This window comes from Bradyrhizobium sp. WYCCWR 13022, from assembly GCF_030435535.1.
Lineage (GTDB): Bacteria > Pseudomonadota > Alphaproteobacteria > Rhizobiales > Xanthobacteraceae > Bradyrhizobium.
The window spans coordinates 61,384-84,507 of the sequence record NZ_JAUIZJ010000008.1 but is presented as its reverse complement, the minus strand read 5'-3'; the positions used below and the strand labels follow the sequence as shown (position 1 = coordinate 84,507).

General features: G+C 63.7%; 26 protein-coding genes. 11 read left to right on the top strand and 15 right to left on the bottom strand.

Going from position 1 to position 23,124, the window contains the following annotated elements; all coding sequences use genetic code 11:
• Positions 1-71: 71 nt before the first annotated feature.
• The 8 genes from QY049_RS13565 to QY049_RS13530 form a co-directional block, all read right to left on the bottom strand.
• Complete coding sequence (locus tag QY049_RS13565) at positions 72-491, bottom strand: thioesterase family protein (RefSeq protein WP_194478196.1); 420 nt, start codon at positions 489-491, stop codon at positions 72-74.
• 13 nt (positions 492-504) lie between these two features.
• Positions 505-1,266 carry an SDR family NAD(P)-dependent oxidoreductase gene (locus tag QY049_RS13560; RefSeq protein WP_194478195.1) on the bottom strand — a complete coding sequence of 254 codons (762 nt, stop codon included), beginning with the start codon at positions 1,264-1,266 and terminating at the stop codon, positions 505-507.
• Positions 1,267-1,288: 22 nt separating this feature from the next.
• A complete protein-coding gene (locus tag QY049_RS13555; RefSeq protein WP_258764020.1) occupies positions 1,289-3,172 on the bottom strand; it encodes a feruloyl-CoA synthase in 1,884 nt (627 codons plus the stop codon).
• Positions 3,169-3,978, bottom strand: coding sequence for a crotonase/enoyl-CoA hydratase family protein (locus tag QY049_RS13550; protein WP_258764019.1), 810 nt, complete (start codon positions 3,976-3,978; stop codon positions 3,169-3,171). Before QY049_RS13550 ends, QY049_RS13555 begins: the two co-directional genes overlap by 4 nt.
• Positions 3,979-4,243: 265 nt before the next feature.
• Complete coding sequence (locus tag QY049_RS13545; RefSeq protein WP_258764018.1) at positions 4,244-4,705, bottom strand: DUF3237 domain-containing protein; 462 nt, start codon at positions 4,703-4,705, stop codon at positions 4,244-4,246.
• Between the two features lie 10 nt (positions 4,706-4,715).
• Positions 4,716-6,035: a TRAP transporter large permease gene (locus QY049_RS13540; protein ID WP_194478191.1), complete on the bottom strand. Its 1,320-nt coding sequence runs from the start codon at positions 6,033-6,035 to the stop codon at positions 4,716-4,718.
• Between the two features lie 2 nt (positions 6,036-6,037).
• The gene (locus QY049_RS13535; protein WP_258764016.1) at positions 6,038-6,547 is read right to left on the bottom strand and encodes a TRAP transporter small permease; all 510 of its coding nucleotides are present in this window, start codon (positions 6,545-6,547) and stop codon (positions 6,038-6,040) included.
• 74 nt (positions 6,548-6,621) lie between these two features.
• On the bottom strand, positions 6,622-7,638 hold the full coding sequence (locus QY049_RS13530) for a TRAP transporter substrate-binding protein (RefSeq protein ID WP_258764015.1): 1,017 nt from the start codon (positions 7,636-7,638) through the stop codon (positions 6,622-6,624).
• Between the two features lie 254 nt (positions 7,639-7,892).
• On the opposite strand from QY049_RS13530, the gene pobA reads away from it, so the two are divergent.
• Both pobA and QY049_RS13520 read left to right on the top strand, forming a co-directional pair.
• On the top strand, positions 7,893-9,062 hold the full coding sequence (gene pobA, locus QY049_RS13525; RefSeq protein ID WP_258764014.1) for a 4-hydroxybenzoate 3-monooxygenase: 1,170 nt from the start codon (positions 7,893-7,895) through the stop codon (positions 9,060-9,062).
• A 142-nt stretch (positions 9,063-9,204) separates the two neighbouring features.
• On the top strand, positions 9,205-9,660 hold the full coding sequence (locus tag QY049_RS13520; RefSeq protein ID WP_258764013.1) for a PaaI family thioesterase: 456 nt from the start codon (positions 9,205-9,207) through the stop codon (positions 9,658-9,660).
• Here the strand turns inward: QY049_RS13520 and QY049_RS13515 are convergent.
• Positions 9,617-10,501, bottom strand: coding sequence for a LysR family transcriptional regulator (locus tag QY049_RS13515; protein ID WP_194478187.1), 885 nt, complete (start codon positions 10,499-10,501; stop codon positions 9,617-9,619). The two genes, QY049_RS13520 and QY049_RS13515, sit on opposite strands and share 44 nt — an antisense overlap.
• Positions 10,502-10,618: 117 nt before the next feature.
• On the opposite strand from QY049_RS13515, the gene QY049_RS13510 reads away from it, so the two are divergent.
• Complete coding sequence (locus tag QY049_RS13510) at positions 10,619-11,242, top strand: pyridoxamine 5'-phosphate oxidase family protein (RefSeq protein ID WP_194478186.1); 624 nt, start codon at positions 10,619-10,621, stop codon at positions 11,240-11,242.
• On the opposite strand, the gene QY049_RS13505 is transcribed toward QY049_RS13510, so the two are convergent.
• Positions 11,239-12,324: an AbrB family transcriptional regulator gene (locus QY049_RS13505; protein WP_194478185.1), complete on the bottom strand. Its 1,086-nt coding sequence runs from the start codon at positions 12,322-12,324 to the stop codon at positions 11,239-11,241. The genes QY049_RS13510 and QY049_RS13505 overlap by 4 nt on opposite strands.
• A gap of 100 nt (positions 12,325-12,424) precedes the next feature.
• On the bottom strand, positions 12,425-12,703 hold the full coding sequence (locus QY049_RS13500; RefSeq protein ID WP_194478184.1) for a PsiF family protein: 279 nt from the start codon (positions 12,701-12,703) through the stop codon (positions 12,425-12,427).
• Positions 12,704-12,889: 186 nt separating this feature from the next.
• Here QY049_RS13500 and QY049_RS13495 point away from each other — a divergent pair, with 186 nt between their 5' ends.
• Positions 12,890-13,381 (top strand): hypothetical protein, encoded by a 492-nt coding sequence (locus tag QY049_RS13495; RefSeq protein ID WP_258764012.1) that lies wholly within the window; start codon positions 12,890-12,892, stop codon positions 13,379-13,381.
• A 47-nt stretch (positions 13,382-13,428) separates the two neighbouring features.
• On the opposite strand, the gene QY049_RS13490 is transcribed toward QY049_RS13495, so the two are convergent.
• Entirely contained in the window at positions 13,429-13,977 is a 549-nt protein-coding gene (locus QY049_RS13490; protein WP_258764011.1) for a TetR/AcrR family transcriptional regulator, read from the bottom strand.
• Positions 13,978-14,084: 107 nt separating this feature from the next.
• Here QY049_RS13490 and QY049_RS13485 point away from each other — a divergent pair, with 107 nt between their 5' ends.
• From QY049_RS13485 to QY049_RS13465, 5 genes are all read left to right on the top strand, one after another.
• Positions 14,085-14,513, top strand: coding sequence for a thioesterase family protein (locus QY049_RS13485; protein ID WP_258764010.1), 429 nt, complete (start codon positions 14,085-14,087; stop codon positions 14,511-14,513).
• Positions 14,514-14,516: 3 nt separating this feature from the next.
• Complete coding sequence (locus QY049_RS13480; protein ID WP_258764009.1) at positions 14,517-14,993, top strand: PaaI family thioesterase; 477 nt, start codon at positions 14,517-14,519, stop codon at positions 14,991-14,993.
• Positions 14,994-15,033: 40 nt separating this feature from the next.
• Complete coding sequence (locus QY049_RS13475; RefSeq protein WP_258764007.1) at positions 15,034-15,417, top strand: CidA/LrgA family protein; 384 nt, start codon at positions 15,034-15,036, stop codon at positions 15,415-15,417.
• The gene (locus tag QY049_RS13470) at positions 15,414-16,136 is read left to right on the top strand and encodes an LrgB family protein (RefSeq protein WP_258764005.1); all 723 of its coding nucleotides are present in this window, start codon (positions 15,414-15,416) and stop codon (positions 16,134-16,136) included. Before QY049_RS13475 ends, QY049_RS13470 begins: the two co-directional genes overlap by 4 nt.
• An 87-nt stretch (positions 16,137-16,223) precedes the next feature.
• Positions 16,224-16,883: a DsbA family protein gene (locus QY049_RS13465; protein WP_194478178.1), complete on the top strand. Its 660-nt coding sequence runs from the start codon at positions 16,224-16,226 to the stop codon at positions 16,881-16,883.
• A gap of 84 nt (positions 16,884-16,967) precedes the next feature.
• On the opposite strand, the gene QY049_RS13460 is transcribed toward QY049_RS13465, so the two are convergent.
• From QY049_RS13460 to QY049_RS13450, 3 genes are all read right to left on the bottom strand, one after another.
• Positions 16,968-17,174, bottom strand: coding sequence for a hypothetical protein (locus QY049_RS13460; RefSeq protein ID WP_194478177.1), 207 nt, complete (start codon positions 17,172-17,174; stop codon positions 16,968-16,970).
• An 85-nt stretch (positions 17,175-17,259) separates the two neighbouring features.
• The gene (locus QY049_RS13455; protein WP_194478176.1) at positions 17,260-18,330 is read right to left on the bottom strand and encodes a phospholipase; all 1,071 of its coding nucleotides are present in this window, start codon (positions 18,328-18,330) and stop codon (positions 17,260-17,262) included.
• Positions 18,331-18,350: 20 nt separating this feature from the next.
• Positions 18,351-19,340, bottom strand: coding sequence for a S1C family serine protease (locus QY049_RS13450; RefSeq protein ID WP_301269500.1), 990 nt, complete (start codon positions 19,338-19,340; stop codon positions 18,351-18,353).
• Positions 19,341-19,629: 289 nt separating this feature from the next.
• On the opposite strand from QY049_RS13450, the gene QY049_RS13445 reads away from it, so the two are divergent.
• Both QY049_RS13445 and QY049_RS13440 read left to right on the top strand, forming a co-directional pair.
• Positions 19,630-21,048 (top strand): M20 family metallopeptidase, encoded by a 1,419-nt coding sequence (locus tag QY049_RS13445; RefSeq protein WP_258764002.1) that lies wholly within the window; start codon positions 19,630-19,632, stop codon positions 21,046-21,048.
• Between the two features lie 261 nt (positions 21,049-21,309).
• Positions 21,310-23,100: a peptide ABC transporter substrate-binding protein gene (locus QY049_RS13440; protein ID WP_194478173.1), complete on the top strand. Its 1,791-nt coding sequence runs from the start codon at positions 21,310-21,312 to the stop codon at positions 23,098-23,100.
• The last annotated feature ends 24 nt before the right edge of the window (positions 23,101-23,124 follow it).

Below are 23,124 nucleotides of genomic sequence, written 5' to 3'. Positions count from 1 at the left end.
TTCTTTGAAAGCAGAAATCGGGGATGAATTCAGCCCCGTCTTTCGGTGATGCGGCGATTTAGCTCCGGAGTTTAGCTTCCTGTGAATTTGGCTACCATTTCCGGAGGGAATGGCGCCGATTTCAGTCTGTCGGGGTTGTCGGGATCGCGGCCAACCAGGACTCGGGTCTCGAAACCTTCGATGGCCAGGGCTTCGCCCTTGTAGACGTTGTGCTTCACCTCGAAGCTCGAGCGCTTGATGCTCTCGATTCTGGTTTCGATGGTGATCCAGTCGCCATAGGTCGAGGGGATATAGAACTTGGACCGCGTGTCGACCATGGGGATGCCCACCAGGCCGTATTTGCGGACCAGGTCCTGCTTGGAGAAGCCGGCGACCTCGAACAGGGTCGACGTCGAATCGTCGAACATCGCGAAATAACGCGGGTAGTAGACAATGTTGGCGGGGTCGCAGTCGCCCCACTGGATCTGGACGTCGCGCCGGTTCACGAACATGCGTTTTCGCGTCCTACTTGGGCGCCATGCGCAGCGAGCCGTCGAGGCGCACCACTTCGCCGTTGAGGTAGGAATTCTCGACCATGTGCAGCGCGAGCGCCGCGAACTCGTCGGCGTTGCCGAGACGGCGCGGGAAAGGGATCGCGGCGGCAAGCGAGTCCTGGGCTTCCTGCGGCAGATTGGCGAGCAGGGGCGTGAGGAACAGGCCTGGCGCGATGGTCAGCACGCGAACGCCGAACTGGGCGAGTTCGCGTGCGATCGGCAGGGTCATGCCGACGATGCCGCCCTTCGAAGCCGAATAGGCCGACTGGCCGATCTGGCCGTCATAGGCGGCGACGGAGGCGGTGTTGATGATGACGCCTCGCTCGCCGCTCGCCTGCGGCTCGAGCCTGGACATCTCGGTCGCGGCAAGGCGCAGCATGTTGAAGGTGCCGATCAGATTGACCTTGATCACCTTGTCGAAATCGGCGAGCGCCATTGGGCCGTCGCGGCCGACGACGCGCTTTGCCACGCCGATGCCGGCGCAGTTGACCAGCACGCGGGCGGGGCCGTGGGCCTTGGTTGCCTGCGCGATCGCGGCTTCAGCCGAGGCGGCGTCGGAGACGTCGCAGGTGACGGCGACGCCCTTGATCTCGGCGGCAACGGTTTCCGCAAGCTTGGCATTGAGATCGCACACCGCGACCTTGGCGCCTTGCGCCGCCAGTTTGCGCGCGGTCGCAGCGCCCAGTCCCGATGCGCCGCCGGTGACGATGGCTGCCTGATCCTTCAACAACATGGCGTTCTCCTTCGATAAGTTCTCAGCCGACCGATATCACACGGTCCGATGGATTGGCAGCGTAGAGCTCGTCGATCAATGCGGTGCGATGCTCGAGCACCGCGCGCTGGTTGATCGAGCCCTTGTCGGTGACCTCGCCCTTGTCGATCGAGAGCGGCGTGTCCATCAGGATCGCGCGTGTGACCCGCGTCGAGGAGCCGGTGGCTTGGGTGAGGAAACGTGTCAGGCGCTCGCGAAAAGCCTCCCGCACAAGGCGGTCGCGCGCGGTGACGGTGAGATCGTCGGCTGGCAGCGTCGGGTTGACCAGGCGGCAGCCGTCGAGATCGAGGACGACGAGTGCGGAGACTTCGTCGCGGTTGATGCCGGCGATGACGACATCGCGCACCAAGGGCGCGCAAGCCGCGGTGAGGCGCGCGCGCAGCGGGCCGACGCTCACCCAGGTGCCGCTCGCAAGCTTGAAATCCTCGCTGACGCGGCCGTCGAAATCGAAGCCGGCGTTGAGATCGTTGAGATCGGCGGGTTTGAGCGCATCGCCCATCTTGTAAAATCCCTCCTCGTCGAAGGACTTTGCGCTGATGTCGGGCTGTCGCCAGTAGCCGGGCATCACGTTCGGCCCCTTGGCGCGGACTTCGAGCTTGCCGTTGTTCGGCACCAGCTTGGCGTCGTTGCCTGATACGGGCAGGCCGACATGGCCGGAGCGGCTGGTGCGAGGATTGACCGACATGAAGAAGGGCGCGGTCTCGGTGGCGCCCAGTCCGGTCAGCATCGGCACGCGATAGCCCTTCTCCTTCACCGCGAGTTCGTCGAGGCTGTTCCAGACGAAAGGCGACAGCGCCGCGCCGGAGAAGAACATCGCGTGCAGCCGGTCGAAGAACTTTGCGCGCAGGCCCTGGTCGTCGCGCAAATAGGGCAGCAGCGATTCATAGCCCTTGGGCACGTTGAAATAGACCGTCGGCGAAATCTCCTGGAGATTGCGCACGGTCTCCTCGATGCCGCCGGGCATCGGCTTGCCGGCATCGAGATACATCGAGCCGCCGTTGTAGAGCGTCAGCCCGATATTGTGGTTGCCGCCGAAGGTGTGGTTCCAGGGCAGCCAGTCGATGATGACGGGAGGCTCGTCCTTGAGGAAGGCGAGCGTCTCGCGCAGCATCACCTGGTTGGCGCAGATCATGCGCTGGGTGTTGATGACGGCCTTGGGATTGCCGGTCGAGCCCGAGGTCAGCAGGAATTTCGCGATCGTGTCGGGGCCGATCTTGCCGTGCACCGCGTCGAGATCGCTGCGAACGGGTGTCGCCATGAGATCGGCCAGCAGCGTGACGTCGCGGCCTGGCACGCTGCCATAGGACGCCGCGATTTCGGTGCCGTGCGAGACATTGGCAGCGAGCGCGTCCGCGAACTTGTCGGCGTCCTCGGCGAAGACCAAGCCCGGCGTCAGCAGCTTCATCAGGTAGGACAGCTTGCCGTAATCTTTCGACACCAGCGAATAGGCCGGTGACACCGGGCAGAACGGAACGCCGGCATAGAACGCGCCGAAGGCAAGCAGAGCGTGGTCGATCGAATTGCCGGAGAGGATGACGACCGGCCGCTCCGCCGACAGGCCGCGCTGGATCAATGCGGATGCAATGTGCCGGCTCGCGGTCAGAAGTTCAGCATAGGTGATTTTGCGCCAGCCGCGGCCGCCCTCGCGTTCGGCCATGAAGATGCGGTCTGGGGTCGTCGCCGCCCAATGATGCAGGCGGTCGGTGATGCGGACGGGATAGTCGCCAAGCGGCTGCCTCGGCCGCAGATAGATCGTGCCATCGGCGCGACGCTCGATGTCGACGGCGGGATCGCCGAACGAGATCGGTCGCAGCGGAGAATTGCTCGCGCCGCGCTCTGTGCTGGAAGAGGACGGCTGTGCGCTCATGACTTCGGCTTTACCTTGGCGGTCTTGTGCTCGAGAAATTCACGGATCCTGCGTTTTGCCTCCTTGTCGCTCTGCGCGACAGTGGCCATCAGGGACTCCATCAGCAGGCCGGTCTGCGGATTGGCCTCCGCGATCATCGGCAGTGCCTGCAGCACGGCGAAATTCGTCAGCGGCGCGTTGGAGGCGATCTTGGTCGCAAGCTCCAGCGCCTTGGCAAGACCGTTGCCGGCCTCGGTGACATATTGCGCAAAGCCGTAGGACGCGCCTTCGGTGGCGCTATAGACGCGGCCCGTCAGCATCATGTCCATCATGCGGGCGACACCGATCAGCCGCGGCAGCCGCACCGAGCCGCCGCCGCCGACGAAAATGCCGCGCTGCCCCTCCGGCAGGGCAAAATAGGTCGAAGGTTCGGCGACGCGGATATGCGCCGCGCAGGCAAGCTCCAGCCCGCCGCCGATCACGGCGCCCTTCAGCGCGGCGATGACGGGGACGCGGCTATACTGGATACGATCGAACACCCGGTGCCACATCTGCGAATGCAGCAGGCCGCCGGTGGCGTCGTGGTCCTGGAGCTCGGACAGGTCGAGGCCACTGGAGAAATGGTCGCCGATGCCGTGAATGACCACCGCGCCGACATCCTCGGGCAGGGACGAAAAATACTTGCCGATTTCGAGGATGATGCCGTCATTGAGCGCATTGCGCTTGGCGGGGCGGTTCAGACCCACGGTCAGAACCCGGTTCACCCTCTCGATTTGAAGCAGCCCGGAGGCGCCCGCACCAGCGGTCTCGGCGTTTCCCTGTGTCATTTGCGTCCTTGTCAGAATAGTTATGTTGTATAACGAATTCTGCGGGAGTCAATATGGATGGACGGCGTATAATGGCGCCGGCGCCCCCTTGAGCCGCCCGGTGTCGCGCGACGGCCAGGGCCAGGAGCGTGTTGTAAAACGCCGTTCCTGCAAAATTCTCCGTCATTGCTATTGCGAGCGAATCGAAGCAATTCAGATCGTTGCCGCGGGAACAGTCTGGATTGCTGCGTCGCTTCGCTCCTCGCGATGACGACGGGGGACCGCTTCACACCACCTGATGCACGTCGATCACCACGCGATCGGCGTGCCGTGCGGCCGAGCCCACGAAGATGTGCTCCATCAGCCAGCGATATTTCTCGTGCCCCGTCTCGAACTTCGGCACGGTGCGAAAATAGATCAGCTTGGGATCAACAGGCTCGCCGCGCTTGAGCTTTTGCAAGAGTTCGACAGGACCGAAGCGCATGCCCTTGTTCTCGACATAGACGATTGCGCCGTCGTCGGTCTCGAAGGCGTATTTGGCCTCGAGGTCGATCAGCTCGTTGGGGCGGATGGTCTGGAAGTCGGCGCCGAACGGCAGCACCTTGCCTGAGATCGCGCCTTTCACCTCGCCGCCGATGATCGGGATGATGCGGCGGACGCCGATGCCGGTCTCGCCGGCGGTGACAACGTCGCCGATCCTCGCGGTGATGGTGAAGACGTATTTCGTCTCGAGCGTCGGCGCGGTCATCGCATCACCTCTAGTGCGCCATCATCCGCGTCGGCAGCCATGTGGCGAGCAGCGGGAAGGCGATCAGGATCACCAGGCGTACCAGATCCGTTGCCACGAACGGGATGACGCCCTTGAAGATCGTGGAGAAGGAGACGTCCTTCACCACGCTCTTGATGACAAAGACGTTCATGCCGACCGGCGGATGAATCAGGCCGAGCTCGACCGTCATCACGATGATGACGCCGAACCAGATCGGATCGAAGCCGAGATGCGTGATGACGGGGAAGATGATCGGCACGGTCAGGATGATCATCGCCATCGCGTCCATCAGGCAGCCCAGCACGAGATACATCAGCATGATGAGCGCGAGCACGCCGTAGGGGCCGAGACCCAGGCCGGTGAGGAACTCCGTCACCTTCTGCGGCGTCTGCGTCACCGTCAGGAAGTAGCCAAAAATCAGTGCGCCGATCAGAACGGTAAACACCGCGGCGGCCGTGCGCGTCGCCTGGAGCAGAGAGGCCAAAATCTTCTCGCGGTCGAGCCGTCCCGTGACAACGCCGATGATGAACGCGCCGGTGGCGCCGACGCCGCCGGCCTCGGTCGGCGTGAAGCGCGGCAGGAACGGCAGGCCGTAGAGGCCGCCGATCACGAATACGAACAGCAGCACCGGCGCCCAGATGTCCTTGAGGCCGGCAAAGCGCTCGCGCCAGGGCAGCACCTTGCCCTTGGGCAGGAAGTCGGGGCGAAGATAGCCGATCAGGAAGATCGTGATCATGTACATGGTCATCGCCAACAGGCCGGGGATGATGCCGGCGATGAAGAGCTTGCCGATGTCCTGCTCGGTGATGATGCCGTAGACGGCGAGGACGGTGGAGGGCGGCAGCATTGCACCCAGCGTGCCGCCGGCGGCGATCACGCCTGTCGCAAACGACTGCGGATAGCCGAAGCGGCGCATCTCTGGGTATGCGACCGCGGAGAAGGTCGCGGCGGTCGCGACCGACGAGCCGCAGATCGCGGCAAAGCCGCCGCAGGCGCCGACGGTCGCGATGCCGAGGCCGCCGCGCAAATGTCCGACAAAACCGTTGGCGGCACGGAACAGCTCGCGGCTCATGCCGGAATTGCTGACGAACGAGCCCATCAGCAGGAACATCGGGATGACGCCAAAAGTATAGTCGGTGACGGTGCGCATCGAGGTCTGGCCGACCAGCTTCAGCGCCGCCGTCCCGTTGACGAGGTAGGCGAAGCCGGACACGCCGACGAGGCCCATAGCCATGCCGACGGGCACGCGCAGCAGCATCAGGACGAACAGGGAAACGAAGCCGATAACGGCGACGGCATCGGTGCTCATGATTACTCCGTCGCCTTCAATTTGGGATCGTGCATGTCTTCGGGATGGAAGATCAATCGGTAGGTGCGGATCGCGATCAGCAGCACAGCCGAGACGTCGCCGATCCAGGCAATCGCGAAGAACGGCCAGGTCGGCATGTGCATGTCGAATGTCAGAACATTGTCGTTGTAGGTGCCGCGCACCTTGTCGAACAGCGTCCAGGTCTGCACGGTCACGACGAACAGCAGCACCAGCGTCGCGAACACGTCGATCCAGCGCTGGTAGCGCGGCCCGACATTGCCCCAGACCAGGTCCACCGTGATGTGCGTGCCGCGATACGAGGTCGCCGCGATGCCCCAAAAGATCAGGATGCCGAGCAGCATGCGGCCGATGTCGAAACTGTCGGGAATCGAATAGTTCAACGTGTTGCGCAAAAGCACCGACAGGAAGATGTCGAGCGCGACGATGCCGACGAACGCGGCGGCGATCCATTCGATCGAATCGATCACGCGGTCCATCCAGGAGCGCTTCATGGGTGGAGGCCCTCGGGTATGCAGGACAACGGCGGCGGGAGGATTCCCGCCGCCGCTTCTGTCGAAGTGAAAACCTATTCCGCCAGCGCGTTGTATTTCTTCAGCGACGCCTTCAGATCCGCGAGCGCCGCGTCGGGATCGATGCCGGCCTTCTTGGCGCCATCACCCCAGGTCTTGACCAGCGGCTCGGCGGCCTTCTTCCAGGCGGCGGTCTGGTCGGAGGTCAGCTTGTAGACTTCGTGATCGGACTCCGCCTTCACCTTGTCGATGCCGGCGTCCTCGAACTTGCCCCAGTGCTCGCCGACCACGCCCGCCATCTCGGTCGAGCAGTTCTTGTCGATCGCGGCCTTCTGCTTGTCGGACATCGCATTGTACTTGTCCTTGTTCATGACGAACACGAAGGTCGTGGTGTAGAGCGGTGCATCCATGTCGTACTTGGTCACCTTGTCGATACCGAACAGCACGAGCGAGCCCCAGGGGAAGGTCACAGCATCGGCCACCCCGCGCTCGATGATGTCGCGCACTTCAGGCGCTGAAGATTGCACATTGGTGCCGCCGAGCGAGGTGACGAAGTTCGCCATGGTGGCGTGGGCGGGGCGGATCTTCATGCCCTTCACGTCCTCGGGCATCACGATCTTCTTTGTGCGGGAATGGAACGAGGAGGGCGAGTGGACGAAGGCGAGGCAATACTTAACGTCCTTCATCTCCTTCTCGGCATATTTGCGATACCAGGCGTCCAGCCCCATCGAGCCGCCCTTGGCGTCAGAAATCAGGAACGGCAATTCGCCGGCGCCGATGATCGGGAAGCGGCCGGGCTGGTAGCCGGGATTGACGTAGGTCACGTCGGCGATGCCGTCGCGCGCCATGTCGTAATGATCGAACGCCTTGCCGAGCTGCTGAGCCGGAAACACCTTGCCCGTGATGGTGCCGCCAGAATCCTTATTGACCGCGGCGACCCAGTCTTCCAGGGACTTTTGCAGCGGGTGCGATGCCGGTACCCAATGCGAGACCTTCAGGTCGAAGGTCTTGTCCTGCGCGAACGCAGGCGTCACGCTTGCTGCCAGCAGCAAAGCCAGACAGGCTTTCCTCATCACGTGTCTCTCCCTCTTTGTGACGGCGGGCTTCGATGGCCCGGTCTCGTTAGTTAACATGTTATCTAATTGGCCGGCGCATTCAAGCCGGAACTGGCGCTTCATCTACGTCAGCGATGTTGCACGGATTTGTCGCCCCCCCCGGGCGACCAGCCTCCCCTTTTGCCCAACCGTTATATGATATAATTATCCCGCGCGGATCGGTGCGACAAGCGAGCCGCGACGAAAGCCTACAGGATCGGGAGGAGCAAGTATTGCGGACAAAAGTCGCAATCATCGGAGCCGGGCCGGCAGGATTGTTGCTTGGGCAACTTCTGCATGAATATGGCATCGACAACGTCATTCTCGAGCGGCAGAGCCCGGATTACGTCCTGGGACGGATCCGCGCCGGCCTGCTGGAGGAGGGAACGGTCGGGCTGCTCGATCAGATCGGCGCGGGCGCACGGGCGCATGCGGAAGGCCTGGTACATGAAGGCATCGAACTCGCCTTTGCCGGCCGCCGTCACCGCATCGACATGAAGGGCGCGACCGGCAAGACGGTCATGATCTACGGGCAGACCGAGGTCACGCTCGACCTGATGAATGCGCGGAAAGCTGCCGGCCTCTCCACCGTCTACGAAGCCAAGGACGTGCAGCCGCATGACTTCGATGGCAGTCACCCGCGCGTAACCTGGGTCAAGGACGGCGTCACTCAGACGCTCGATTGCGATTTTATTGCCGGCTGCGACGGCTTTCACGGCGTCAGCCGGGCCAGCGTCCCGGCCTCGGCGATCGAGGAGTTCGAGAGGGTCTATCCGTTCGGCTGGCTCGGCATCTTGTCCGAAACGCCGCCGGTCAGCCATGAGCTGATCTATTCCAACCATGCTCGCGGCTTTGCGCTCTGCACCATGCGCTCGATGAAGCGCAGCCGGCACTACGTGCAGTGCTCACTCGACGACCATGTCGATCAATGGCCGGACGATCGCTTCTGGGACGAGCTGAAGCGCCGGCTCGACCAGGAGGCCGCCGACAATCTCGTCACCGGTCCATCGATCGAGAAGAGCATTGCGCCCTTGCGCAGCTTCGTCGCCGAGCCGATGCGTTTCGGCAAGCTGTTCCTGTGTGGCGACGCCGCCCACATCGTGCCGCCGACCGGCGCCAAGGGTCTGAACCTTGCCGCCAGCGATGCGCATTATCTCTCGAGCGCGCTCCGCGAGTTCTACGACGAAAAATCGAACGCGGGCATCGATGATTACTCGGCCAGGGCGCTCGCGCGCGTCTGGAAGGCCGTGCGCTTCTCCTGGTGGATGACCTCGATGCTGCACAAATTCCCCGACAACGGCAGCATCGGTGTACGCATCCAGGTCGCCGAGCTCGACTATGTCACGCAATCGCAGGCCGCGATGACGTCGCTGTCGGAGAATTACGTGGGGTTGCCGTTCTGAGGGACGGCGCCGCCTCTTCGTCATTGCTGTGACGATGTTGTGCGTTTCAAACATCCGCGCAAATCCCGTTTAAAACTTTGTCATTGATGCGTCCGTCACGTCCATCGCGTTCAATGCTGGCAATCAGCAACGTGAGGCCCACATGACCGACACCGACTTCCCCGAAGGCTTCGAGCCGCTCTCTCGCAAGAGCCCGCTCACCGAACCCTGGGAGCCGCTCTACGCGAAGAAAACCGATCGCGCCGTCATCATCGGCCTCCGTCTGGCACGGCCGCACACCAACGGCCGTGGCCTGATCCATGGCGGCCTCATCACCGCACTCGCCGACAATGCCATGGGCTACAGTTGCGCGCAGGCGACGGGTCGGACCATTTCGTTCGTGACGGTATCGCTTTCGATCGACTTCGTCGGCTCTGCCGAGATCGGCCAATGGTGTTCGATCGAGAGCGACGTGATCAAGACCGGCAAGATGATCTGTTTCGCGCAGAGCCTGATCAAGGCCGATGGCGTCGTGATCGCGCGGGCCAGCGGCACGTTCCGCGTGGTGCCGAAATCTAGCCAAACCTCCACTGCGTCGTCTCCACCACGAGATCAATGAACGCGCGCACCTTGGCCGAGAGCAGGCGCGAGGTCGGATAGACGATGTGGATCGGCAGCGCCGGCTGCTCGTATGTCTCCAGCAGGATCTTCAGCCGCCCGCGCTGCAGGCCGTCTGCGGCCTGATAGGCCAGCACACGCGTGATGCCGCCATCGGCCTCGGCATATTGCAGGGCGGCGTCGGCGCTATTGCTGGTGAATCGCGGAGCTGGCATCACCTCGATGTCACGGCCGTCCTGCGCGAAGCGCCACGCCGTTGCCGGACCAAACAGGATGGTCTGATGCTCGCGCAGCGCCTCAGGTGTCTTCGGCTCGCCATGGCGCTTCAGATAGCCCGGCGTGGCCACCGTGATCCGCCGCATCTCCCCGACCTGGCGCGCGACCAGCGAGGAGTCGGCGAGATGACCGATCCGCACCGCGGCATCGACGGCGTCCTCCACCAGGTTGACGAGATTGTCCGACAGCCTGAGTTCGCAAGCGACTTCCGGATAACGCGTGAGATAGTCGGTCATGACAGGGCCGACATGGAGCCGGCCGAAGCCGACGGGGGCCGATACCACCAGACGCCCGCTCGGCCGGTTGCGCTCCTCGCGCGCCGAGCCGTCGGCTTCCTCGACATCGGCGAGGATCCGCCGGGCGCGTTCCAGATAGCGCGTGCCGACGTCGGTCAATCTCACCTGCCGTGTGGTCCGTTGCAGCAACCGCGCGCCGAGATGCTCCTCCAGCGCCGCGATCAGCCGGGTCACCGCCGAGGGCGACAGCCGAAGTTTCCGCGCTGCCGGCGCAAAGCCGTGCAGGTCGGCGACTGTGACGAAGACGTGCATGGCTTCCAGACGATCCATGGAATTATTCCATATATCGCAATGATGAAGTGTCAAGTTGGCTAATTGTTCTGATCGTCGGAATGTCTATGTTGACCGATGAAAAGCAATTCGCCGGAATTTTCAGGAGATGTTCCGATGGCCGCAGTTCAGACCTATGCCAGCGATGTGGCCTTCACCCCCGCGGTGAAGGCGATCCAGGCGCGCAAGGGGTCGCGCGAGGCCTATGGCCGCGTCGAGCAGCGAGGCTGGCGCACCGAGGTCGACGAGAATCTCGAAGCCTTCCTCGCCGATGCCAACAGTTTCTATTTCGCCACCGCCTCGGCCACAGGCCAGCCTTACATTCAGCATCGCGGCGGGCCGAAAGGGTTTCTGAAGGTGCTCGACAAACAGACACTCGCTTTCGCCGACTATGCCGGCAACCAGCAATATCTGACCCAAGGCAATCTCTCGGAGAATCCCAAGGCCTACATCTTCGTGATGGACTACGCCCATCGCCGCCGGGTGAAGATCTGGGGCGAGGCGCGGGTGGTCGAGGATGACGATGCGCTGACGGATGCGCTGATGCCGAAGGGCTATCGCGCCCGGCCCGAGCAGGTGATCTTGTTCAGGATCGCCGCCTGGGATACCAACTGCCCGCAGCACATTCCGCAGAAATTCGACGCCCCGGATGTGGCGACGGCGTTGGCGGCAAAAGACCAGCGGATTGCGGAGCTCGAAGCGCAAGTTGCGGCGCTGAAAGGGCAGGCGACGGAGGGTTAATCGTCCACGTCGTCCTGCGTGCGGCCGAACAGGTGCACGATGCCTGGCGTGGCGATCGTCACGAACACGAAACGCGAGAGGTGATGGGCGCCGACGAAGATCGGGTCGATGTGCAGCGTCAGCGCCAGCGCCAGCATCGCATCCATCGCGCCGGGCGCAAACGCGACGACGACGTCGGAGAACTTCACCTGGGTGGTAAGTGCGACGATGCCGACAAAGATCGCTGAGACGGCGATGGCCACTGCAAACGAGCCAAGCGCGGCGTTGATGTGGCCCGCCAGCGTCTTGATGCGCATCCGGGCGAAGCGACTGCCGATCAGTGCGCCGATGCCGACCAGTGCCACGCCGCGCACCCAGTTCGGCAGGCCGCCCTCGACCCAGCCGGCGCCGTGCAGCAGGCTGGAGGCGATCATCGCGCCGAACATCCAGCTCGCCGGAAACTTGATCAGTCGCAGCACCAGCGATGCCGCCAGCGAGGCGAAGATCAGCTCAACAAGATCGAGCGGCGAGGCGGTCGTCGTCGTCAGTGACGGCGCGACGGAGGGTGCGACGCCGGCGACCGCCAGCACCATCGGCAGCGCCGCGGTCAGGATGATGACGCGCATTGTCTGCACGACCGCGATTCCAGGCAGGTCGGCGCCGCGTTCGACCGCCAGGATGGTGATCTGCGAGAGGGCGCCAGGGCTGCCGGCGAGAAAGGCCGAGGTGCGGTCCCAGCCATGGACGCGCTGGAGGTAATAGCTCGAGCCGAAGGTCGAGCAGAAGGTGGCGAGCGCCAATAGCCCGATGGTCAGCGGATACGCGCTGACCTGCTGGATCAGATGGCGCGACACGACCGAGCCCAGCGAAATGCCGAGCAGCACCAACACGGTCTGGGTCAGGATCGGAGGGACGGCAAGCTGCCGTCCGGCGATCGCGGCGATCCCGACCGCGATCATCGAGCCCGAGATCAGCCCGCCCGGGAGTCCCGCAACCAGGAAGATCAGGCCGCCGCCGGCGCCGATGACGAGCGTCTCCGCGGTGCCCAAAACCTTGGCACGGCTTGGCCATTCGAACGGTAGGGAGGCGGTGATTTGCTTCACGCCGCCTTATCGCAAATCGGCGAGAGGCGCACAATTGCGGGCTCGTCATGCCGCAATGCGCGCGCCTCCCGCCAAACGCGAGGAAGGGATTGTGACGGATTTACTTCTTGTCGGCGGCGGCTGGAGCAGGGGCAGCGCCGGCCTTCGCGGTCTTGATGCACTCGGAGCGGAATTTCTTGCGCTCCTTGCCATGCAGGCCCTTGGCATCCGCCTGCTTGGAGCATTCGAGCGACTCGGCCGAGCGCTCCTTCGGCGCCTTCTTGTCGGTGGTCGTGGTGGCATCGGTCTTGGCGGCCGGCGCCGCGGTCTGGGCGAAGGCGGCACCGGTGGCGAACAGGGAAGCAATGGCGACGACGGCGAGGCGGGAGGCGAGGGTCATGTTGCTGCACTCTTCTTGCGAGAATTGCGAAGGGCGCGAACGTCGGCCCGGGTTGCTGAACGCGACATGAATAATCTGAACAAGGCGATCACTATATTTTGGCCCTGAACGCCATCACTTCCTTGTCGGACGTCCGTGGCACGCTAGGATAGCAATCCTCGTTTGCTTCCCTGAGGGAGACCAAGGATGACCATTCGATCGAAATTGTTGTGTGCAGTTGCGGTGTCGGGTTTTGCCGCGCTGATGGTGAGTGCGCCGGCGCAGGCGCTGACTTCGCAGGAGTGCAGCGCGAAATACCAGGCGGCCAAGAAGGACGGCTCGCTCGGTACCATGAAGTGGAATGACTTCCGGAAGGCCCAGTGCGGCGCCGACGCAACGCCCGCCGCTACGCCGACCGCCGCTGCCCCGGCTGCGCCCCCGCCCGCTGCCGAGCCCAAGCAGGCCAAGAAGGAGGCGACCCCCGCTGCCGCTCCGGCGATGCCGGCCGGCCCCGCGATCTTCCCGAACGCGGTCGATCCGAAATACGCGAAGGAGACCGCCGGCAAGGCCCGCCTCCATACCTGCGTCGACCAGTACAACGCCAACAAGACCACCAACGGCAATGGCGGCATGAAGTGGATCGAGAAGGGTGGCGGCTATTACAGCGAATGCAACAAGAAGCTGAAGGGCGCCGCCTGAGGCTTCGAGACGACGCAGAGGCCGGAGCCAAGCCCCGGCCTCTTCTCTTAGTCGAGCAGTTTCTCGGCCGATTTCGCCACGAGTTGTGACCGCTTGCGCGGGCCGCGCTCGACGAACAGCAGGCTCTGACCGAAGATGAAGCAGTAGAACAAGAAGGCCTGTGCCTCTGCCTCCTCGGCCTCGAGGCCGATCGCGCGATAGAGTTCGGTGACGTGCTTGAGCCGCGCCGCATCCACGCTTGCCACTGCCGCCGCCGCGCTCTCGTCGGAGCGGGCCCATTGCCGGATTGCGAGCTCGATCGCCATGCCGTCCGGATTCAGCCGCTCGGAATAGAGCTGGATCACTGCCCTGAGCCGCTCGCGCGGCTCTTGCCCGTCGAGGCTGGTCTGCTGTGCGATCGATGCCGAGCGTCCTTCGCGCCAGTGCACCAGCATGGCCTCGAGCAGCGCGGACCGGTCGGCGAAGCGGCGGTAGAAGCCGCCCTTGGTGACGCCCAGATTCTTGGCAAGCACCTCGACCCGCACCCCCTCGACACCCGCGCGGGCAAGCTCCGTGAACCCTGCCTCGACCCAGACGTCGCCCTTGCCGTCGTTCATGAAGGAAGCCTCACCGGTTCTTGATACGGTGCCGTATTGCTAACGCGCCCGATACCCGATACGCTACCGTATCAAGACCAGAACACCGAAAAGGGCGGGGAAAGGCGATGGAGCAAGAGGCCACCTATCGCGGTACGGTCTATCCGTGGCAATGCGATCACGTCGGCCACATGAACATCATGTGGTATGTCGGCAAGTTCGACGAGGCCAATTGGAATCTGTTCGCCCGGCTCGGGCTGACGCCGAGCTATCTGCGCTCTTCCGGCCGCGGCATGGCCGCCGTACAGCAGAACATCACCTACAAGCGCGAACTGCTGGCCGGTGACATCATCGAGATCCGCAGCCACCTGCTCGAGTTTCGCGACAAGTCGGTCCGGTTTCGGCACGACATGACCAATGCCGAGACCGGCGAGATGGCCGCATTCTGCGAGATCACCGGCGTGCACATGGACCGCAGCTTGCGCAAATCTGTCCCATTCGCTGAGGCCATCCGCGTGATCGCGCTGAAATATCTTTCCGAGCCGGTCGAGGCCTGAGTCATGGCTGCGTTTGAGCCGAATAATCCCGGCTATCGTGCCGCCGCCATCGCCATGTTCGAGGGACAGCCGGCGATGCGCACGCTGGGCGTCGTGATCGTGCGGCTCGCGCCTGGTGAGGCCGAACTCGCCATGCTGCATTCGTCCGCCTTCACGCAGCAGAGCGGCTTTGTTCATGCCGGCATCATCACCGCGGGGCTCGATAATGCCTGCGGCGTTGCCGCCTTCACGCTGATGCAGTCAGGGGCCGATATCCTCACGGTCGAATTCAAGACCACGCTGCTCGCCCCGGCCCGCGGCGAACGCTTCGTCTTCAAGGCCGAGGTGGTCAAGCCGGGCCGTACGCTCACCTTCTGCGAAGCCAGGGCGTTTGCCGAGCATGAGGGCACGACCACGTTGATCGCCACCATGACCGGGACGCTGATGGCGATGCTGCCTCGGATTGCGGCTTCGCACGAACCGCGCGCGTCCCGCGGCTAGCGCCAATTGACAAGCCCTGCGGCGCATTCCTTGATGCGTCATGCTTGCAAGTCTCAGCCTCATCCTGCTTTGCCAATTGATCGGCGAGGCCGCGGTCCGCGGCCTCGGCCTGCCGCTGCCGGGGCCTGTGCTCGGCCTGCTCCTGCTTCTGATCTTGCTGCTTGCCCGCGACCGCCTCTCTATTCTCGCGCACGGACCGCTGCGCAACGACGGCGTCGAGACCGCAAGCAAGGGCCTGCTGGCTCATCTGTCGCTTTTGTTCGTGCCGGCCGGGGTGGGCGTCGTTCAGAAGCTCGATCTGCTCGCCTCTCACGGCATCGCCATCGTCCTGGTGCTTGCGCTCTCGGTGATCATCACTTTGCTGGCGACCGTTCTGACCTTTCGCCTGGTCAGCCGCCTGTTGAAGCAACAGGACGCGCAATGAAGGATAATCCGTTCTCGCTCTGGGTCTATCTCTCGCAATCGCCGCTGCTCTGGCTGACGGTGACGTTGGTGGTCTATGCGACCACCGACGCGATATCGCTTGCGACGCGGCGGCATCCGTTCGCCAATCCCGTGCTGCATGCGATGTGGATCATTGGTGCGTTCCTGCTCGTTACAGGCACCTCCTACACCGCCTATTTTGCCGGTGCGCAGTTCGTGCATTTTCTGCTCGGGCCCGCCACCGTTGCGCTCGCCGTGCCCCTCTATGAGAACCGCAAGCGCGTGGTGAGTTCCATCGTGCCAATGCTGGCGGCGTTGGTCGCGGGCTCGGTGACGGCCGTGGTGTCGGTCGTGCTGCTCGCAGAGTTCGTCGGCCTGCCGCGTGACGTGGTGCTCTCGCTTGCACCCAAATCAGTCACGGCCGGCGTGGCCATGGGCATCGCCGAATCCCTCCATGCCGATCCTTCGCTGGCGGCGGTTGCAGTTATCCTCACAGGCATCATGGGCGCAATCATCGTCACACCGCTGATGAACCGCACCGGGGTCACGGACTTCCGTGCTCGCGGCTTTGCCGCCGGCCTGGCCGCGCACGGCATCGGCACCGCCCGCGCGTTCCAGGTCGATGAGGTTGCCGGCGTCTTCTCCGGCATCGCCATGAGTCTCAATGCTCTGGTCACGTCGTTTCTGGTCCCGCTGGTGGTGACATTGCTGGTGCGGTGACATCGCCCCCGCGACACTCTATATGGTCTGTAACAATTCCCGGTTCCGAGCCGTACTTGCGGCGATGGGACCGAAACGGGACGAGATATGGCTGGATCTGGAAACAAGGGCTTTGGGCCGACGCGCCGTGCCGCGCTGACGTTGATCGGGGCGGGCGCCTTCGCGGCTGGCGGCATGTCGTTGGCGCGCACAGCTACCAATGATGGCGAGGTGCTGACTGAAGCCAAGGTGCTGCGCGATCCCGACGTTCCCGTCGCCGGCAATCCCGATGGCAACGTCAGCATCATCGAATGGTCCGACTACAATTGTCCCTATTGCCGCAAGCTCGAGCCTGAGCTGCGTCAGGTCGTCCAGGACGACGGCAAGGTCAGGCTGGTGTTGAAGGACTGGCCGATCCTCGGGCCGGTCTCGGTGACGGCTGCCCGGATCGCGCTCGCCACCAAATATCAGAACAAGTACCATCAAGCCCATGACGCCATGATGGGCGTCAGCTCGCGCCTGACCGAGTCGCGCATCAACGAACTGCTCGCCTCCGTCGGCGTCGACATGGACCGCGTCAAGGGTGACCTCACGGCGCACGGCAAGGACATCGACGCGATCCTCAAGCGCAACAACGATCAGGCCGAAGCCTTCGGCTTCCGCGGCACGCCGTCGTTCATCGTCGGCAAGTACCGCGTGCCGGGTGTGCTCAGCATGACCGAGTTCGAGCAGGTCATCGCCGACGCCCGCAAGGCCAAGATGAACTGATCCATCGCTGCATTGATCGCAGCCAAGACAAAGGCGCCGCCGCGGAATCGCGACGGCGCCTTGTTCATGTCCGGTCGATCGAGGTTACTTTGAGGAGATGCGGACCCAGTCCTTGTGCGCACGGTCGCGCAGCAGGTCCCAGTCGGCCTTCGCGACGTCCCAGTTCACGATGGTGCGATTGGTGGTCGCGACCTCGCCGTTGGCGACGGACGACGTCTGCATGGAGTCATAGACATAGACGCCGCAAGCAAGCAGCAGCGCGCCCAGGATCATTCCGAAAAAAGTCTGCATGGCGAACCCTCCGGTGTGTCGGGCGGATAACGTCGGCCCAGAGTGATGGTTCCGCGCCAGTGCGGCGCAGGTGAGGACGCCTCGTTCACGCCCCGTTCAGCCATTGCAGAAGCTCCGCGTTGATCTCGCGCGGATAGGTGTGACTGAGGTCGTCAATCTCGCGGTAGGTGACGTCGGCGCCAGCGGCCGCGAGCGCTCCCTGCGTTTGGCGCGCGGTCTGTACCGGAAACATCCAGTCGAGCTTGCCGTGGGTGATGAAGACGGGCAGGCCCCGAAGCCGCGTGACGTCGGCCATCTCCGCCATCAGCGGATGGAAGGTTGCCGATACCGGCGCGAGATGGGTGAAGGGCGAGGCGCCATCGAGCCCGCTCACGTAGCAGAAAGTGCCGCCATCGCTCATGCCGGTCAGCAGCATGTGCGAAGCATCGATCGTCCAGCGGCCGCGTACGCTTTCGAGGATGAGCGCAAGATTGGGCGTGTCGGTGTCGTCGCCCATCAGCGCCCAGGTCTGCCCGGTCGCGGTCGGCGTCACCAGGATCGCGCCCAGGCTGCGGACGTCGCGTAGCCAGCTCCACAGAAAGCCGCGGCCGTTGCCGCTGCCGCCGTGCAACGCCATCACCAGCGGCCAGCTGCGATCGGGCGTATAATATTCGGGTACATAGACCGAGAAGCCGCCGCGGCTGCCGGGCTCGTTGTGATCGTGGAAGATGCCGGTGGGCTCGCTCGCACCGCCCCCGAGCCGCGAGAGCAGCTCTTCGTTCTCGCGATGAGCTGCAGTGAGGAAGAAATTGCTCACGGGCGGGAATTGCGCCGACAGTGGATAAAGCGCCTCCTGCGCACGCGGCAGATGGCGGAGCGCGCGGAATACCGCGAGGAGATCGCCATTGCCGCGCTCGACGTCGCGGATGCCGGCAAAGGCGGCGAGCGTCTCGTTGCAGGCGCGATCGAGCCGCTCGCGAAGCCCGGCGAATTGCTCCGGCCACGCGCCGACGGCCTCATGCGCCGATCGTAGCGCATCATCCGGCGCGCCGATCGCGTTCATCACCGAGCCGAAGGCCGGCGGATGCAGATGCCGGGCGAAGTAGCCGAGTGCTTCCAGCGCATTGAGCAGCGGCGGCAGCACGGCCACGATGTCGTCGACGACGGCCTCGGTCATTGCCGCTTCCTTTGGGTGGCTCAGTGCAGCTTCGGCGCTTTCAGCAGCTTGAAGCGGTCGGTCGACGTCACCGTGACGTCGAAGGTGACGCCTTCATGATGCGCAGTGCCCTGATGGTGCACGGTGAGGGGCACGTCGACGCCGGCGGGGCCGAGCCCCCACATCTTCTTGTAGAACGCCGTCTGGCTCGTGACCTTCTCGCCGTCCACGGCAAGAATGACGTCGCCGGTCTTGAGCTCGGCGCGCGCGGCGGGACCGTTGGCGGAGATCCCGATCACCACCACGCGGTTGTCGATCTCGGTCGAATAGAGCCCGAGCCACGGCCGCGCCGGCTTGTTGACGCGGCCGAACTTCCGGAGATCGTCGAGAATCGGTTTCAGCAGGTCGATCGGCACGACCATGTTGACGTGCTCGGCGTTGCCGTCGCGTTCACGCTCGAGTTGAAGCGAGCCGATGCCGATCAATTCGCCGCGCTCGTTGATCAGCCCCGTGCCGCCCCAATTCGGATGAGCCGGATAGGTGAACAAGGCCTCGTCGAGCAGGTACTCCCAATAGCCGGCGAATTCCTGCTTGGCGACGATCTGGCTCGCGACCGATCGCGTCCGCCCACCCGCGCCGCCGACCACGACGCGGTCGCCGAGCCTGACATTCGCCGACGAGCCGAGCGGCAGCGGCTCGATATCGAGCCGGCCGAGCGCCTGCACCAGGCCGAAGCCGGTGACGGCATCGAAGCCGAGCACATGTCCCTCGACGACGTGCCCGTCGCCGCGATGAAGCCACACGGATTCCGCCTCGGTGACGAGATAGCCGATGGTGAGCACCAGCCCGTCATCGATCACGACGCCGTTGCCGGCGCGTTCGGTACCGAGCGTTTCCGCGCTGAAGGCGTCCGACGGGATGATGGCGTGCAGGCCGACGATGGACGCGAGCGCACGGTCGAGGTCGAAGCCGTACTCGCTCGCACGCGGCTGATTGGCCGGCGGCACTCTCCATTCGGTCAGAACGGTCATCGAGTTCTCCTGGCTGACAGCTTCGCTCCGCCTTGGCTGCGGAACAACAACGCGCGAAGCAAGCATAATTTAGGCCGGAGAAGGTCGTCTTGAAAGACTTGACCTCAACTATTCGGATGTCGCGCCGCCGATTTCCGAAGATCACAGGCATCGTTCACCCAAATTCGGTCGGTGGCTGCCCAATCCGGCATCGGTCGCATGGCTGGTGTCCGGCGAGATGCTAGGCGGGGTCCAACGAAGCTGCTAACCATTGGCGCTTGGTTGGACCAAGAGATCACGGACCGAAGCAATGGATAACCGCAGCGACATCTGGCGTGGCATCGACACGATCAAGGGACGTTTCATCGACCTGAGCGACAAGGTCTGGGGCATGCCCGAAGTCTGCTACACTGAGGCGCGCTCCGCGGCCGAGCATCTCGCCGAATTACGCCACCAGGGCTTCCGCATCACCGAAAAGGTTGCGGGCATTCCGACCGCGGTGATGGGCGAATGGGGCGAGGGCGGTCCGGTCATCGCCTTCATGGGTGAATACGACGCGCTGCCGGGCCTCAGCCAGGAGGCGGGCGTTGCCGAGCACCGTCCGGTCGAGACCGGCGGCCACGGCCACGGTTGCGGTCACAATCTGCTCGGCTCCGCGGCGCTGCTCGCCGCAACCGCGGTCAAGGACTGGCTCGCCGAGAACAAGGTGCCTGGCCGCGTGCGCTATTACGGCTGCCCGGCCGAAGAGGGCGGCGCGGCCAAGGCCTTCATGGTGCGCTCCGGCGCTTTCGAGGACGCCGATATCGCGATCACCTGGCATCCACACAGCTTCTGGGAAGTCGCGGTGACGCCGTCGCTCGCCAACACCCGCGCCGACTTCATCTTCACCGGCCGCACCTCGCATGCGGCGGCTTCGCCCCATCTCGGCCGCTCCGCGCTCGATGCGGTGGAGTTGATGAATGTCGGCGTGAACTACATGCGAGAACACATGCCGAGCGATGCGCGCGTGCACTACGCGCTGCTCGACACGGGCGGCATCGCGCCCAACGTGGTGCAGGCCCATGCCCGCGTCCGCTATTCGATCCGCGCGCGTGATCTCCCCGGCATGAACGAGCTGGTCGGGCGTGTCAGCAAGATCGCGGAGGGCGCGGCCCTGATGACCGAGACCAAGGTCGAGATGAAGATCATCTCGGCGGTTTCCAACATCCTGCCGAACACGCCGCTGGAGCAGGCGCTGCATCGGGTCATGGAAGAGCTCGGACCGCCGCATTTCGACGATAGCGACAAGGGCTTTGCCAGCCAGATCCGCGCGACGCTGACCGACAAGGACATCGCGTCGGTCTATTACGCGATCGGGATGGAGCCGACCGATCGGCCGCTGGCAGACTTCCTGGTGCCGCTGGATGCCAAGCGCAACCCGCTGGTCGGCTCGACCGACGTGGGCGACGTGAGCTGGGTGGTCCCGACCGTGCAGGTTCACGCACCGACGGTTGCAATTGGCACGCCGTTCCACACCTGGCAGGTGGTTGCACAGGGCAAGAGCCCGCACGCCCACAAGGCGATGGTGCAGGCGGCAAAGGCCATGGCCGGCCTCGGCATCAAGGCATTGACCGAACCGGAGCTGATCAAGGCCGCGAAGGCCGATCTCACGAAGCGGACGACCAAGACGCCTTACGTCTGCCCGCTGCCCGACCACGTCGCGCCGCCGCTCAATATGTCCGTGGCGTAGAATTCCATCTCGATACTTCGTCTGATCTGAAGAACAAATTTTTCGCAGTGCAACTTGGTTTCCGGCGGATTTTGGCGCCGGAATGCCAAACCGTTGGGCTGCGGGACGAAGTTTTGCCCAACGGACAGCCAGAACTTCGTTTGTACACGCGCGGCCGCAGTTGACGTGCGGCCTATTCAGTGTGCCATCTACCGCCAGCCAAAACCCGGCGGCCGTCCTGCGACCGCCTGTATCCATAAGGGAACCAGACGGGGGACAACCATGCTGGACAAAGAACTGCGTTCGATGATCGGTGACGTGAAGGATGGGCGGATGGATCGCCGTGCCTTCATCAAGCGCATGGCCGCTGTCGGCCTCACTGCTCCCATGGCGAATCAGATCCTCGCCATCGGCGGCGTCGCCATGGCCCAGAGCCCGAACCCATATCCGCCGACCAAGCGCGGCGGCGGCGGTCCGCTCAAGCTACTGTGGTGGCAAGGGCCGACCTTGCTCAATCCGCATTTTGCCACCGGCACCAAGGACCAGGACGGTTCGCGCCTGTTCTACGAGCCGCTCGCAAGCTGGGATGCCAACGGCAATCTCAACCCGATTCTCGCCGCCGAAATTCCGTCGGTCGCAAATGGCGGCCTGGCCGCCGATGGCAAGTCGGTCACCTGGAAGATCAAGCCCGGCGTCAAATGGCATGACGGCAAACCCCTGACCGCCGACGATTTCGTGTTCACCTGGGCGTATGCCAGCGACGCCGCCACGGCCGCAGTGTCCATCAGCACGTACGCCGACATGACGGTCGAGAAGGTAGATGGTCTCACCATCCGCATCCAGTTCAAGAATCCCACGCCGTTCTGGGCCAATGCCTTCGTGGGCGCCTACGGATGCGTGATCCCGCAACACCTGTTTGCCGAGTACAAGGGAGCGAAATCCCGCGAAGCGCCGAGCAACCTGGCGCCGGTTGGCACCGGCCCCTACAAGTTCGTCGAGTTCAAGCCGGGCGATCTGGTCCGAGGCCAGATCAATCCTGACTATCACATGCCCAACCGGCCGCATTTCGACACGATCGAGATGAAAGGCGGCGGCGATGCCGTCTCCGCAGCGCGCGCGGTGATCCAGACCGGCGAATTTGATTTTGCCTGGAACATGCAGGTCGAGGACGACGTGCTGTTGCGGCTGGAGAAGGGCGGCAAGGGCAAGACCATTTATGCCGTGGGCGGCGACATCGAGTTCATCGCGATCAACTTCACCGACCCGAACACCGAGGTCGATGGCGAGCGGTCTTCGATGAAAACCAAGCATCCCCTCCTGTCCGACCCGGCCGTTCGCCAGGCGCTCGCCTTGCTCGTCGACCGTGACGCGATCAGGAAGGCGATCTACGGTCGCGCCGGGCGCGCCACGGCCAACTACCTCAATGGCCCCGAGAAATTCGTCTCCAAGAACACCTCTTGGGAGTTCAATATCGACAAGGCGTCGAAGATGCTGGAGGACGCCGGCTGGAAAGCCGGTGCGGACGGCATTCGCGAAAAGGGCGGCAAGAAGCTGAAGCTCCTGTACCAGACCTCAATCAATGGTCCGCGCCAGAAGACCCAGGCCATCGTCAAGCAGGCCTGTCAGAAGGCGGGCATCGAGGTTGAGCTGAAATCGGTCGTCGCGTCGGTCTTCTTCTCTTCCGACGTCGCCAACCCCGACACCTATTCCAAGTTCTATTCCGACATCGAGGAATTCCAGATCCCGATGACCCAGCCCGATCCCGCGCTTCACATGAGGCGCTACATTTCGGCCAATGTTGCAACCAAGGAAAACAAGTGGCAGGGCCAGAATTTTCCTCGTTACGTCAACAAGGACTATGATGCGGCCATTGCCGCGGCCGAGACCGAAACCGATCCGGTCAAGCGCGCAGCGCTCTACATCAAGTGCAACGACCTGTTGTGGAAAGACACCGTGTTCATTCCGGTCCTGCACCGCTTGAAGGTGGAGGCTGCCTCCAACACGCTGCGCCCTGCCATCAGCGGCTGGGCCAACGAAACGGACAACATCCAAGACTGGTATCGGGAGGCATGAGGGACGGCCGCTAAGAGGATCCTT

Bases quoted from the DNA above. Each gene is read 5' to 3' on its own strand.
- QY049_RS13565 (WP_194478196.1), bottom strand. From the start codon at position 491: ATGTTCGTGAACCGGCGCGACGTCCAGATCCAGTGGGGCGACTGCGAC.
- QY049_RS13560 (WP_194478195.1), bottom strand. From the start codon at position 1,266: ATGTTGTTGAAGGATCAGGCAGCCATCGTCACCGGCGGCGCATCGGGA.
- QY049_RS13555 (WP_258764020.1), bottom strand. From the start codon at position 3,172: ATGAGCGCACAGCCGTCCTCTTCCAGCACAGAGCGCGGCGCGAGCAAT.
- QY049_RS13550 (WP_258764019.1), bottom strand. From the start codon at position 3,978: ATGACACAGGGAAACGCCGAGACCGCTGGTGCGGGCGCCTCCGGGCTG.
- QY049_RS13545 (WP_258764018.1), bottom strand. From the start codon at position 4,705: ATGACCGCGCCGACGCTCGAGACGAAATACGTCTTCACCATCACCGCG.
- QY049_RS13540 (WP_194478191.1), bottom strand. From the start codon at position 6,035: ATGAGCACCGATGCCGTCGCCGTTATCGGCTTCGTTTCCCTGTTCGTC.
- QY049_RS13535 (WP_258764016.1), bottom strand. From the start codon at position 6,547: ATGAAGCGCTCCTGGATGGACCGCGTGATCGATTCGATCGAATGGATC.
- QY049_RS13530 (WP_258764015.1), bottom strand. From the start codon at position 7,638: ATGAGGAAAGCCTGTCTGGCTTTGCTGCTGGCAGCAAGCGTGACGCCT.
- QY049_RS13520 (WP_258764013.1), top strand. From the start codon at position 9,205: ATGACCGACACCGACTTCCCCGAAGGCTTCGAGCCGCTCTCTCGCAAG.
- QY049_RS13515 (WP_194478187.1), bottom strand. From the start codon at position 10,501: ATGGATCGTCTGGAAGCCATGCACGTCTTCGTCACAGTCGCCGACCTG.
- QY049_RS13510 (WP_194478186.1), top strand. From the start codon at position 10,619: ATGGCCGCAGTTCAGACCTATGCCAGCGATGTGGCCTTCACCCCCGCG.
- QY049_RS13500 (WP_194478184.1), bottom strand. From the start codon at position 12,703: ATGACCCTCGCCTCCCGCCTCGCCGTCGTCGCCATTGCTTCCCTGTTC.
- QY049_RS13495 (WP_258764012.1), top strand. From the start codon at position 12,890: ATGACCATTCGATCGAAATTGTTGTGTGCAGTTGCGGTGTCGGGTTTT.
- QY049_RS13490 (WP_258764011.1), bottom strand. From the start codon at position 13,977: ATGAACGACGGCAAGGGCGACGTCTGGGTCGAGGCAGGGTTCACGGAG.
- QY049_RS13485 (WP_258764010.1), top strand. From the start codon at position 14,085: ATGGAGCAAGAGGCCACCTATCGCGGTACGGTCTATCCGTGGCAATGC.
- QY049_RS13480 (WP_258764009.1), top strand. From the start codon at position 14,517: ATGGCTGCGTTTGAGCCGAATAATCCCGGCTATCGTGCCGCCGCCATC.
- QY049_RS13475 (WP_258764007.1), top strand. From the start codon at position 15,034: ATGCTTGCAAGTCTCAGCCTCATCCTGCTTTGCCAATTGATCGGCGAG.
- QY049_RS13470 (WP_258764005.1), top strand. From the start codon at position 15,414: ATGAAGGATAATCCGTTCTCGCTCTGGGTCTATCTCTCGCAATCGCCG.
- QY049_RS13465 (WP_194478178.1), top strand. From the start codon at position 16,224: ATGGCTGGATCTGGAAACAAGGGCTTTGGGCCGACGCGCCGTGCCGCG.
- QY049_RS13460 (WP_194478177.1), bottom strand. From the start codon at position 17,174: ATGCAGACTTTTTTCGGAATGATCCTGGGCGCGCTGCTGCTTGCTTGC.
- QY049_RS13455 (WP_194478176.1), bottom strand. From the start codon at position 18,330: ATGACCGAGGCCGTCGTCGACGACATCGTGGCCGTGCTGCCGCCGCTG.
- QY049_RS13450 (WP_301269500.1), bottom strand. From the start codon at position 19,340: ATGACCGTTCTGACCGAATGGAGAGTGCCGCCGGCCAATCAGCCGCGT.
- QY049_RS13445 (WP_258764002.1), top strand. From the start codon at position 19,630: ATGGATAACCGCAGCGACATCTGGCGTGGCATCGACACGATCAAGGGA.
- QY049_RS13440 (WP_194478173.1), top strand. From the start codon at position 21,310: ATGCTGGACAAAGAACTGCGTTCGATGATCGGTGACGTGAAGGATGGG.